We start from the raw sequence: 11779 nt of genomic DNA, 5'->3' as shown, positions 1-11779 counted from the left end.
GCGGGTGCCAAATGTTTTCTGGATTTTTTTGGGTCGGTTTGTATCTAAAGGACCATCCAAAATACAACAGACGATGGTTTTCTGATGCACATCGATACCACAACATGTTTCAATCATTACTTCCATGACCATAACCTCCATCCATAAATTAGGAAACAGACCATCTTATAAAATGTTGTAATTTTATTTCCACATTCAATGATGTATTCGGCTTATCGCAAAAGATAAGACGGTCATCCAGTTTTTTGTACAGGTTCGGCAAAACCCATTAAGAGATCGGATTAGTGTTTCCTGATTCGATTATAGAACAAAACATTTTTTCTGTCGTGGTTTAGATTGTGAAGCAATCATAATGTTTTTTGTAAACAAACTAACCTAATTGACTGCGTTTTGTTACAAATGTATTACGATAAACAGGGTTACATATCAGTTTCATGTTAATTTGTTTTTTAAACAAATTAACTATTGTAAACGCTTCATTATAAAAGTAGTATATACGTAAGCGTTTTATTACATCGCTATAATGTGGACGAGGAGGAACAGAATTTTTCTGGTGTACGGATTCGCAGTCGATGATGATCAGGCTCTCATTACATAAAACGTTGATGACAGCTCGCTTACCTAATTACAAGGAGGAAATTGATGGAAAACAGTATGAAATTAAAGCTATTTAATGGTTTGGCAAGCGCCATGCTTCTGGCGCCCATTGTCGGAACAACAACTTCAGTCGTGGCTCAGGAAGCAGATAGCAGTGAAGTGACTACGCAAACGGACGTGATTTATTCCAATGATTTTGAAGAAGGTAATTACCCGGATAGTGTAGCGGTCCCAGCTGGGGATGCAGTGCTGAACCAGGCAGATGACATTACTACAGCCGGCGGAGACATTCACTCTGGTGTATGGGTGACCAATAGAGTCAATGCATACGACGGCATCGATCTTCCATTCATTGCAGCTGGAATTGAAGACGGTAAAACTTATTCAGTAACTGTCCAGGGATATATCTTAGCAGATGAAGAGATCCCTGAAGGGGCCCTGGTCACCCTGGAAACTGTAGATGGCTATACCTGGCTGAATAACGTGCCTGCTGTTGCAGGAGAAACGTTTGAACTAACAGCAGACTATGCAGCTATTGCGGAAAATGACAAAGCATTTAGAATCAAGACAAACGATAACGGTGTCGGGATGGAATTCGCAGTGACAGATATCTCCATCACAGCACAAGCAGCTGAAGACGAAACACCTGCTCCGGAAGAAGATGCTGAACTTGACACCTTGTACCGTGAAACGTTCAATGACGGTATTACTCAAGCGGCCGGGGCTTCAGTTGAACGCCAAGCAGATTTCAACAATGGCCAGGGGGCTCTCTATGTCTCTGGCCGTACAGCAAACTGGAATGGTGTTGATGTCCCGTTTGAAGCAGCCGGAATGGAGTTAGGCTACACTTATGAAGTAACTGTGACTGGTCACGTAGATGAAGACGTAGAAATTCCTGAAGGGGCACAAGCCTTCCTGCAGTCACCGGATGATGACTATCCTTTCTTTGCCGCTGCTGATTTTACAGCGGGAGAAGAATTTACCCTGGAACATTCCTTCACGTGGGACAATGAAGCATATGAAAACTTCAGAGTCCAGTCCAATGATGAGGGGGCAGAAGTGCCTTTCTACATTACAGAAATAGCAATCGAATGGAACCCGGATCAGACACCGGTCGAAGAAGAGCCTGATCCAACTCCGGATCCGGATTTGCCTGCAGCTGAAGAATTTGCATTTGTCGAGTTTGAAGACAACACGCTGAATGGGTTCGCAGCTCGTGGTGACAATGAAATCATAGAAGTAACAGATGCTGAGAATCATACGGACGCTGGACAGTACAGCTTATTCACATCTAATAGAGATATGGCATGGAACGGTCCTGCGCTGAGAGTAGAAAACTACATCAATTCCGGATCAGAATATCAGGTCTCGGCATGGGTCAAGACGGATTCTGAAACGTCAACGGAATTCCGTTTGTCTACCCAGGTAGCTGAAGGAGATGCCGCAAGTTACAACACCATCGACTCTGCATCCATCAGTGCAGCTGACGGCTGGGTTCAACTGGAAGGCACATACCGATACACCTCTTTAGGCGGAGGGTTCGTGACTATATATGTAGAAACAGCTAACGGACTTGTCGACTTCTATATCGATGATATCGATTTCCAGGAGCTTGACTCAGAAGAGATCGACGTTCAACTGGACTTAGCTCAAATTAAAGAAGTTTATGAAGATGATTTCCTTATCGGTAATGCTGTGTCGATGGGAGACTTGGAAGGTCCAAGACTTGATCTGTTGAACCATCACCATAACTTAGTCACTGCAGAAAATGCAATGAAACCGAGTTATGCTTATGGTGACGACGGCAGTTTTGATTTCACCGGATCCAATGAACTGGTTGAACGTGTAGCCGAAGAAGGTTTGCTGCTGCACGGCCACGTTCTTGTCTGGCACCAGCAGTCACCGGAATGGCTGCATTCCCGGGAAGACGGTACGCCGCTGTCCAGAGACGAAGCGCTGGACAACATGCAGGCGCATATCCGCAATGCGATGGAAAATTATGATGCTGTCTATGGAGACGGCGTGATCAGCTGGGATGTCGTGAATGAAGCTTTAGACGGTGACTGGAGCAACCCTGAGGACTGGCGTGGACAACTGCGTGATTCCGGCTGGCTGAGAGCTATCGGCGAAGACTACATTTATGAAGCCTTTAAATATGCCCGTGAAGTGGCGGATGAACTGGGCCGTGAAGATCTCGTCCTGTTCTACAATGACTACAACGATGATCAGCAGTCCAAAGCCATCGCCATGTATTCAATGATCAAAGAGATCAATGAACAGTATGCTGACGAAAACCCGGATGATACACGTAAACTGATTTCCGGTGTAGGCATGCAGGCACATTATAATGCCAATACCAATCCTGAAAATGTGCGTCTGTCTATTGAACGCTTTATCGAGCTTGATATCGAGATCGGTGTGACAGAGCTGGACGTCACAACGCTGACACCGAATGAAACGATCGAATCAGAACTTGAACGTCAAGCGTATCTGTACGCAAGTTTGTTCCAGATCTATGATGAGTATTCTGATCACATCTCCCGTGTCACGTTCTGGGGATTGAACGATACAAACAGCTGGCGTTCTGACCGTTCCCCACTGTTGTTCAACGACACTCTGACTGCCAAACAGGCCTACTATGCAGTAGTGGATCCAGAAGGCTTCCTTGAAGGATATGAGGAAGAGGAAGTTGTAGCTGACAGTGACTATGCTGTTTACGGCACGCCGGAAATCAATGCAGAAGCAGACGAAATCTGGGAAAGCGCACCTGAACTTGACGTCAGCCGCTACCAGAGTGCATGGCAGGGTGCCACAGGACATGGTCGCGTGCTATGGGATGAAAACAATCTTTACATCCTTGTAGAAGTTTCAGACGGCGATTTGGATATTAGTGCAGTAAATCCATGGGAACAGGATTCTGTGGAAGTCTTTGTTAATGAAACTGGAGAAGAAACGTCAACATATATCGATGGCGTAGGCCAGTACCGTGTCAACTATGAGAATGATGCCAGTTTCAATCCTGCAGCCTATAGTGAAGGGTTCGTTTCAGCAGCACGTGTGACGAACGGAGGCTATGTGGTGGAAATGGCTATTCCGTGGAAAGGTGTGACACCTGAATCTGGTCACACATTAGGCTTCGACATTCAAGTAAATGATGGTGAAGAAGGTTCAAGAGTTTCAGCAGCAACATGGAACGATATGACAGGACAAGGCTTCCAGGATCCTTCAGTATTCGGCTTCCTGACACTGGTCAAGGACCTGGATGAAATCGGAGAAGAACCTGTTGAACCGGGAGAAGACGAAACAGCAGAAACACCTGGTGATGAAGGAGATGAAACAGATAAAGAGGACGAGACAGACGAAGATTCTGATAAAGATACAGATGATGAATCTGCTCAAGACGAAGAAGATGAAGAGGGAGAAAAGCTTCCTCAGACAGCTACTGCAACATGGGCCGTCGGTTTGCTGGGCCTTGCGGGCTTGCTGTCCGGATTAAGTCTTCGCTTTATCCGCAGGCAAAAATAAGGTATTATAGAAGAACAGAGAAAAGTGAAGAGTTCGTTCTCTTCACTTTTCAATTTTTCACGATGGGAGGGGTAAAATGAAAGCGCTAGCGAATGTTTTTATTATTGTCGGATTAGCTTTTCTCGGCTGGTTTGGCTATTCTTTGTATGAACAGGATCAGATGCAGTCTGTCACCATCGAAGAGGCGGAGACGGCGATCGAAGTTTTGCGTACCGAGAGTTCCGAGACTGACTCTCCCGATCGTGAAGAAGAGATCCTCAACTTTTCGCCAGAAATGTATGAAGCCTTTGGTATCCTGCATATCCCGAAACTCGACAGGAGTATCGGTGTCGTAGAAGGGACCGATCCGGATGCCTTGGATAAAGGCGTCGGACATATGTCCAGTACGGTCTTGCCGGGACAGGGAGATCAGATCGTCTTTTCCGGTCACCGCGATACCGTATTCAAAAACTTTGCAGAACTGGAGTTGGGTGACACGTTTGTGGTCGAAATGCCTTATGGCGACTACATCTACGAAATAAAAGATACAGAGGTAGTGGATGAAGACGATACATCGGTTGTCGGGAAAATGGGGGAAGAGGTCCTTGTGGTTTCTACCTGCTATCCTTTCGATTACTTAGGTAGTGCACCGGAACGTTTTGTCTTTTATGCCTATCCAGTAGTAGAATAAGTAACGAGCCCAATTCTATTGAAGAGTTGGGTTTTTTATTGCGACGGAAAAAGAAAGGCAGTCGCTTGCGGGGCGCTGTCTTCGGCCGAAAAGAAAAACATCCTGTTTATAGGCAAGGTTCAAGAAGACGAATATATTTATTATCTGGGAACGACATGATCGGCTGTGTAAAGTAAAGAAAAAGCAGAGTTTTTTCTCTGCTTTTTCTTTACAAAATCTTTAGTATTCTCTCCTGCCATACATGATAAAATGAAGAGGAAGAAACTAAGGAGGGACGCAGATATGCGTATATTAGTTGCGGATGATGATAAAGAGATTTGTGATCTGCTTGAGATTTATATAAAGAATGAAGGGTTTGACGTTGAAAAAGCCTATGATGGACAGGAAGTTATCGATAAAATACAGAAACTGGATATCGACTGTCTGATCCTGGATGTCATGATGCCTAAAAGAAGCGGTCTGGAAGTCGTTAAGGAAATCAGGAAAACATCATCGCTGCCGGTTTTGATGCTGAGTGCCAAAACGGCTGACATCGATAAAATCAGAGGGCTGACCAACGGGGCTGATGATTATGTCGTCAAACCGTTTAATCCGCTGGAAGTCCTGGCAAGGGTAAAGTCCCTGCTCAGAAGAAGTACCTATGGAGCCGGACCAAATAACTCGGGGGAACTTGAAATCGGTCCGCTGATCATCCGGAAAGACCAGCATCAGGTGGAAACAGTGGATGGCGTAGCTATTCAGCTGACCGCTTTGGAATTCGGCATACTCTATCTGCTGGCTACAAATCCCAACCGGGTATTCAGTGCAGATGATATCTTTGAAAAAGTCTGGAAACAGGAGAGTCTTGTCCCTGCCAAGACAGTCATGGTCCATGTGAGTCATCTGCGTGACAAAATCGAAAAAGCAACAGGCGGAGAAAGTATCGTTAAAACGGTCTGGGGCGTCGGGTATAAAATAGAAAGCTGACAAGGAGGGGTACGATGCAGCTGACGAGAAAAGAACGGTGGCGTCTCGCTTTTGAAGCGGTGGTGACAGCCGGAATCATTTTCCTTTGTTACTTTGCTGTCTATGAAATCTTCCGCTGGTTCGTCGTGACCTTTCAGGAAATTTTCGACGAGTTCTGGTTTTTCGGCAATGTTGCTGAAGATATCGGCAATCAGGAATTATGGGGACTGACACCTCTGGTCTTCCTGTTTCTGACGCTGATCGCAGGCGTGGCCATATACTGGCGGCTGAAAAGACGCTACCGTCAGTATGAGCTGAAACATATCATCAGAGAGCTTCATTATATCGCCCAGGGAAATTATGATCACCGTATCCGAGGGTCTTACAGCGGAGACATCGGCAAAGTCGTGGAGAGCATCCACGTTCTGGTGGACTCTACCGTCGAAGCGATGGAAGAAGAACGGCGTATCGAGCAAAGCAAGGATGAACTGATCACTAATGTCAGTCATGATATAAGAACGCCGTTGACGTCGATCATCGGATACCTCGGTTTAATAGAAGAAAACCGGTACGGTTCAGAAGAACAGGCGAAAAAATATGTCCACACTGCTTACGAGAAAGCCAAACAGATGAAAGTCCTTGTCGATGATCTGTTCGAATACACGACGGTCAGACAAACGGCCGCCCCACTGGAGTATGTAACGTTTGATATGGTGCAGCTGCTTGAACAAGTGGCGATCGATTTTGAACTGGAAGCTCAGAAAAAAGGGAGAGATATCCAGATCTCTTCTTCTGTAAAACAGATCATGATGCGGGCCGACACGGAGAAAATTGTTCGGGTCTTCCACAACCTGCTCTCGAATGCACTGAAATACGGCAAAGGCGGGACTTTGATCCTGATAGAAGTGCAAAAAGAAGGCGGCAATGTGAGTGTTTCCGTTAAAAATAATGGAGAGACATTGCCTAAGGAAGCCATTGAACAATTGTTTGAGCGTTTCTATCGGGCTGAAGCCTCCCGCTCCCAGGAAACTGCCGGGACAGGGCTGGGTCTGGCCATTGCCCAGAGTATCGTTGAACTTCATCATGGGTCGATCACGGCACGTGTTGAAGCGGGGTGGACGGTCTTTGATGTCGTCCTTCCGCTGGATAATGACTTCTGAAAAAAGCGGCGGAGCAGGTCAAAGCTGCTTCGCTTTTTTGTAAATACAGGTGGGAATGGATCCGGCCCTGACAACAAGCTGTATCAGTTGAAAAAAACGGGCTATTCTTTTAGGGTTAAAGTGTATCCGTACAGAATCTAAAGGAGGCTTTTTCAATGAGTGTTAAATTTGATGTTTTCAGAGACAGAATCATCAATGCAGATACAGAAGAAGTGAAGGATCTGATCAAACAGTTCAGACAATCGAGACAGAACGGCGATATCAGTGAAGAAGAAGAGGAAAATTTAAAGGATATCGCACACAGAAAACTTGAATCAGGCAATGAGGATCCATCCAGTTAAAGGTGTAAGTCAATAGAGAAAAGTGTGACGGAAGCTGCAGACATTCCTGTCGCGCTTTTTTTTGTTGTCAAAAGGTCTGAATTGACCGGGACAAGGCCAGGAACATCCTGCTGCTTATGACTTCTGTCGAATGATTTTTATAGACCGATAGTGTGCCGGTGTCGGAAATATGAAAACTCAGTGAAGAAGGTTGTGTTTTTTATAACGGTAGCGTACTATAAGACATGGTGAAATGAACGTGATCATTGCTGCCTGCAAGTGGAAACAGAATCGATGAATCTGATATAGGAGTTAATTATAATGATAAAATCTAAAACATCTCAATTACTTAAACTAGCCTTGAGTGCTTCTCTGGCTTTCCCTATCTTTATGACAGGGACAACGGCTTTTGCTGACGAACATGAAATAGAGATCGATGCAGATGCTTCTCTGCTGATCGACTTTGAAACAGGTCAGATCCTGCACGAACAAGATGCCGATGAAGCGAAAGGGATCGCTTCAATGACAAAAATGCTTGTTGAATATATCCTCTTTGAAGAAATCGAAGCCGGGAATCTCTCCTGGGACTCAGAAGTGACCATCAGCGATTATGCATACGCTGTAAGTCAGGATTATGCTTTATCTAATGTGCCGCTGCATTCAGGTGGGAATTATACAGTCAAAGAACTATACGAAGCTTTAGCTATCTACTCCGCCAATGGAGCAACGATCGCTTTAGCAGAAGCAATTGAAGGATCTGAATCGGCCTTTGTCGACCGCATGAGAGCTCTTGTAGAGTCGTGGGGGATCGAGGATTATGAACTTTATAATACGACAGGTCTGAACAACAGTTATCTGAACGGCAATCATTATCCGGGCAGTGACGAAGATGCAGAGAATGCCATGCCGGCTAAAGGCATAGCTAAAGTAGCGATGAAATTACTGGAAGATTATCCTGAAGTTCTTGAAACGTCAAGCATCCCCGTAAAAGTATTCAGAGAAGGCACGGAAGACGCTATCTCTATGAGAAACTGGAACTGGATGCTGGAAGGACTCGCCCACGAGCGCGCGGATGTAGACGGCCTGAAGACGGGAACAACGGCTTTCGCCGGGGCGACCTTTACCGGGACGGCTGAAAATGACGGACAGCGTCTGGTCTCTGTGGTCATGGGCGCGGGCGACGGCTTCACTAACCGCTCGCAGCGCTTTGAAGAAACAGCGAAACTGTTCGACTATGGTTTCAGTGAGTGGGAGTACACCACCCTTGTTGAAGGAGATGTCGTGCTGATGGATGTCACGCCTCTCCCTGTTAAAAACGGGTTGGAAGAAGAGGTTGCTCTAAAAACGACCGAAGCGCTGGAATATTATCTGCCGGACGTTAGAAACGAAGATGCGATCAGTTACACGTTCAAGCCAAATGAAGAACTGTTGAATCAGGATGGCGAGATAGAAGCTCCGGTAGAAGCCGGAACGGTCGTAGGAGAATTGGTCCTCGACGACCAGGAAGGCATCGATTTTCTGGAGTCAGAAGCACAAAATACCATACCCGTTGCTGCAGCTGATTCTGTTGAACGTGCAGGTTTCTTTACCGTGTTTTCGAACCTGGTCAAAGATTTCTTTGTCAGTCTGAGAGACCGTTTCTGATCCGTGACATAAGTGTTGACCTTTATGAGCGAAGTAGGTAAAATATAAGCACAGATAAATAAACAGAAGATGAACGAACCAGTAGAGGACGAAGCAAGCATAGAGAGTCAGTGGATGGTGTAAACTGACCTTGTTTATCCTGGAATCCGTCGTTCAGTATCAAATGATGAAGCAAAACTGCCTAAATCATTTCGGCTCGGACCGTTACCCCTGTGAGTGCAGAAAGGCAGTGATCGTCTTTCTGAATCAGGGTGGTACCGCGAGAAGCAGTCCTTTCGTCCCTAAATTTAGGGATGAAAGGACTGTTTTTTTAATACCCGCAAACATTAAAAAGGAAAGAAGGAGAATCCATGATAGATATTAAACGTATTCGAAACGATTTTGAAACTACAAAAGAACGACTGCAGACGAGAGGAGTAGCGGCTGAAGAGTTAGATGATCTGAAAGAGCTTGATGAAAAGAGAAGAGAGCTGATCCAGAAATCAGAAAAACTGAAAAAACACCGTAACGATGTTTCTGCCCAGATAGCAGAAAAGAAACGGAATAAAGAAGACGCCTCAGAGGCCATAGCGGCCATGCAGAAAGTCGGGGGAGATATCAAAACAATCGATGCCGATCTGGAGAAGCTGGAAGAACAAGTCAATGAGATAGCAGCCGGTCTGCCTAACATGCCTCATGACTCACTCCCCGTTGGTGAAGATGAAGAATCCAATGTGGAAGTGCGCAAATGGGGCGAGCCGGCGACCTTTGATTTTGAGCCGAAACCCCACTGGGATCTAGGGCCGGAACTGGGTATTCTGGACTTTGAACGCGGAGCGAAAGTGGCGCGCAGCCGTTTCCTGTATTACAAGGGATTAGGCGCCCGCTTAGAAAGGGCTTTGTACAACTTCATGCTGGATATGCACACGACGGAACATGGCTATGAAGAGATCATCCCGCCGTATCTGGCGAATGATAATGCCTTATATGGAACAGGTCAGTTCCCTAAATTCAAAGAAGATGTGTTCCAGATCAAGAACCATCCGCTGACGCTGATACCGACAGCTGAAGTGCCGTTGACGAACTACTATCAGAACGAAATTCTTGAAGAGACAGACCTGCCGAAATATTTCACAGCCCTGTCTCCTTCTTTCCGATCTGAAGCAGGCAGTGCCGGCAGGGACACGCGCGGGCTCATCCGTCTGCATCAGTTCAACAAAGTGGAGATGGTCAAGTTTGCCAAGCCGGAAGAGTCTTATGATGAACTGGAGAAAATGACGAACAATGCGGAAGCCATTTTACAGAAATTGGGTCTCCCGTATCGCGTCGTTCTGCTTGCTACAGGCGACACCGGCTTTGCGGCAGCGAAAACCTATGATCTGGAAGTCTGGATCCCGGCTCAGGACACCTATAGAGAAATCAGCTCATGTTCAAACACGGAAGATTTCCAGGCGCGAAGAGCTATGATTAGATATAGAAAAGAATCGGATGGTAAAATAGATTATGTACACACCTTGAACGGTTCAGGACTGGCTGTAGGCCGGACCGTGGCGGCCATCATGGAAAACTATCAGCAGGCTGACGGCAGCATCAAGGTACCTGAAGCTCTTGTACCGTATATGGGTGGCGTAACAGAGATCCGTTAAGTCAAGTCGAGGAACAGCAGTAAAGGAGAATGAACATGGCTAATGAACAAAGAGCAATATTCGCGGGCGGTTGTTTCTGGTGCATGGTTCAGCCTTTTGATTCATTACCAGGCATCATTTCGATCACGTCGGGTTATACAGGCGGACATGTCGAAAATCCTACCTATCGGCAAGTGACCAGAGGTCGAACCGGTCATACCGAAGCGGTAGAGATCGTTTATGATCCAGACAAGATCTCGTACCGCGAACTGGTAGAGATTTATTGGCGACAGACAGACCCTACCGATGCAGGCGGACAGTTTGCCGACCGCGGCGATTCATATCGACCGGTCATCTTCTATTTGAACGAACATCAGAAACAGGTGGCTGAAGAATCCAAGCGAGAGTTGGAACAAAGTGGCAGGTTTGACGAACCGGTCGTTACCCAGATAGAAGAAGCCAAACCGTTTTATCCGGCTGAAGAGTATCATCAGGATTACTACAAAAAAGAATCGGCACACTACAAAAGATATAGTGTAGGTTCCGGGAGAGCCGGTTTTATAAATAAACACTGGGGAAAATAAACAAGATAACTATAAGATGACGCCTTCTTTGTCGATTATTTTTAAAAACATTTAAAAAGTAGTTGACAAAGGAGGAATATCTTTGTATGATATAAGAGTTGCTGCAGTAATTGTTTCAGCAATCCCAAAAAATATATTGTATAGTGATAATGGCGAGAAGGAACCACCTGTTCCCATTTCGAACACAGCAGTTAAGCTTCTCAGCGCCGAGGATAGTGAAGGGGTTCCCTTTGTGAAAGCAGGACATTGCTATGCAATATATTCCGGAGGTTTAGCTCAGTTGGGAGAGCATCTGCCTTACAAGCAGAGGGTCAGCGGTTCGAGCCCGTTAACCTCCATTGCCTTTAGAGCCGTTAGCTCAGTTGGTAGAGCATCTGACTTTTAATCAGAGGGTCGCTGGTTCGAGCCCAGCACGGCTCATGTATATAAAGCTCAGCTTTATATATGCGGATGTGGCGGAATTGGCAGACGCACTAGATTTAGGATCTAGCGCTTCACGGCGTGGGGGTTCAAGTCCCTCCATCCGCATAAGTGTTTCTCTATAATATTAAGCCGGCTTAGCTCAGTTGGTAGAGCAACTGATTTGTAATCAGTGGGTCGAGGGTTCAACTCCTTTAGCCGGCACTTCTTTTGCGGAAGTAGTTCAGTGGTAGAACATCACCTTGCCAAGGTGGGGGTCGCGGGTTCGAATCCCGTCTTCCGCTTTAAATAAACATTGGTCTCAATGTTG

8 protein-coding genes, 5 tRNA genes, 1 rRNA gene and 1 other annotated feature are annotated in these 11779 nt (G+C 46.0%); all 14 genes read left to right on the top strand.

Annotated elements, in window-relative coordinates; translation table 11 throughout:
- The first annotated feature begins 642 nt into the window (after positions 1–642).
- The 14 genes from BM049_RS11575 to BM049_RS11510 all read left to right on the top strand — a co-directional run bounded on the left by BM049_RS11575 (position 643) and on the right by BM049_RS11510 (position 11753).
- Positions 643–4122 (top strand): endo-1,4-beta-xylanase, encoded by a 3480-nt coding sequence (locus BM049_RS11575; protein ID WP_091531896.1) that lies wholly within the window; start codon positions 643–645, stop codon positions 4120–4122.
- 76 nt (positions 4123–4198) lie between these two features.
- Entirely contained in the window at positions 4199–4792 is a 594-nt protein-coding gene (locus BM049_RS11570) for a class D sortase (protein WP_091531893.1), read from the top strand.
- A gap of 282 nt (positions 4793–5074) precedes the next feature.
- Positions 5075–5758: a response regulator transcription factor gene (locus BM049_RS11565; RefSeq protein WP_091531890.1), complete on the top strand. Its 684-nt coding sequence runs from the start codon at positions 5075–5077 to the stop codon at positions 5756–5758.
- A 14-nt stretch (positions 5759–5772) separates the two neighbouring features.
- Positions 5773–6897 carry a sensor histidine kinase gene (locus BM049_RS11560; protein WP_091531888.1) on the top strand — a complete coding sequence of 375 codons (1125 nt, stop codon included), beginning with the start codon at positions 5773–5775 and terminating at the stop codon, positions 6895–6897.
- Positions 6898–7052: 155 nt separating this feature from the next.
- Positions 7053–7238 carry a hypothetical protein gene (locus tag BM049_RS11555; RefSeq protein WP_091531885.1) on the top strand — a complete coding sequence of 62 codons (186 nt, stop codon included), beginning with the start codon at positions 7053–7055 and terminating at the stop codon, positions 7236–7238.
- 300 nt (positions 7239–7538) lie between these two features.
- Entirely contained in the window at positions 7539–8861 is a 1323-nt protein-coding gene (locus BM049_RS11550; protein ID WP_091531883.1) for a serine hydrolase, read from the top strand.
- Between the two features lie 60 nt (positions 8862–8921).
- Positions 8922–9147 (top strand) — a binding site (T-box leader).
- Between the two features lie 64 nt (positions 9148–9211).
- On the top strand, positions 9212–10486 hold the full coding sequence (gene serS, locus BM049_RS11545; RefSeq protein ID WP_091531881.1) for a serine--tRNA ligase: 1275 nt from the start codon (positions 9212–9214) through the stop codon (positions 10484–10486).
- 35 nt (positions 10487–10521) lie between these two features.
- On the top strand, positions 10522–11049 hold the full coding sequence (msrA, locus tag BM049_RS11540; RefSeq protein WP_091531878.1) for a peptide-methionine (S)-S-oxide reductase MsrA: 528 nt from the start codon (positions 10522–10524) through the stop codon (positions 11047–11049).
- A gap of 139 nt (positions 11050–11188) precedes the next feature.
- Positions 11189–11304: ribosomal RNA gene (gene rrf / locus BM049_RS11535) — 5S ribosomal RNA — on the top strand.
- A 10-nt stretch (positions 11305–11314) separates the two neighbouring features.
- Positions 11315–11387, top strand: a tRNA-Val gene (locus BM049_RS11530).
- Between the two features lie 9 nt (positions 11388–11396).
- Positions 11397–11469: transfer RNA gene (locus BM049_RS11525), tRNA-Lys, on the top strand.
- 26 nt (positions 11470–11495) lie between these two features.
- Positions 11496–11577 (top strand) — tRNA-Leu (locus tag BM049_RS11520).
- A gap of 23 nt (positions 11578–11600) precedes the next feature.
- Positions 11601–11673, top strand: a tRNA-Thr gene (locus tag BM049_RS11515).
- Between the two features lie 8 nt (positions 11674–11681).
- A tRNA-Gly gene (locus BM049_RS11510) sits at positions 11682–11753 on the top strand.
- The last annotated feature ends 26 nt before the right edge of the window (positions 11754–11779 follow it).

It is taken from the genome of Alkalibacterium subtropicum (genome assembly GCF_900112455.1).
Lineage (GTDB): Bacteria > Bacillota > Bacilli > Lactobacillales > Carnobacteriaceae_A > Alkalibacterium > Alkalibacterium subtropicum.
Note: the sequence above shows the minus strand (reverse complement) of the source record. Positions and strands in the feature narration are given on the sequence as shown.

Excerpts from the sequence above, each read along its gene's own strand:
- BM049_RS11570 (WP_091531893.1), top strand. The coding sequence starts at position 4,199 with ATGAAAGCGCTAGCGAATGTTTTTATTATTGTCGGATTAGCTTTTCTC.
- msrA (WP_091531878.1), top strand. The coding sequence starts at position 10,522 with ATGGCTAATGAACAAAGAGCAATATTCGCGGGCGGTTGTTTCTGGTGC.
- BM049_RS11550 (WP_091531883.1), top strand. The coding sequence starts at position 7,539 with ATGATAAAATCTAAAACATCTCAATTACTTAAACTAGCCTTGAGTGCT.
- serS (WP_091531881.1), top strand. The coding sequence starts at position 9,212 with ATGATAGATATTAAACGTATTCGAAACGATTTTGAAACTACAAAAGAA.
- BM049_RS11560 (WP_091531888.1), top strand. The coding sequence starts at position 5,773 with ATGCAGCTGACGAGAAAAGAACGGTGGCGTCTCGCTTTTGAAGCGGTG.
- BM049_RS11565 (WP_091531890.1), top strand. The coding sequence starts at position 5,075 with ATGCGTATATTAGTTGCGGATGATGATAAAGAGATTTGTGATCTGCTT.
- BM049_RS11575 (WP_091531896.1), top strand. The coding sequence starts at position 643 with ATGGAAAACAGTATGAAATTAAAGCTATTTAATGGTTTGGCAAGCGCC.
- BM049_RS11555 (WP_091531885.1), top strand. The coding sequence starts at position 7,053 with ATGAGTGTTAAATTTGATGTTTTCAGAGACAGAATCATCAATGCAGAT.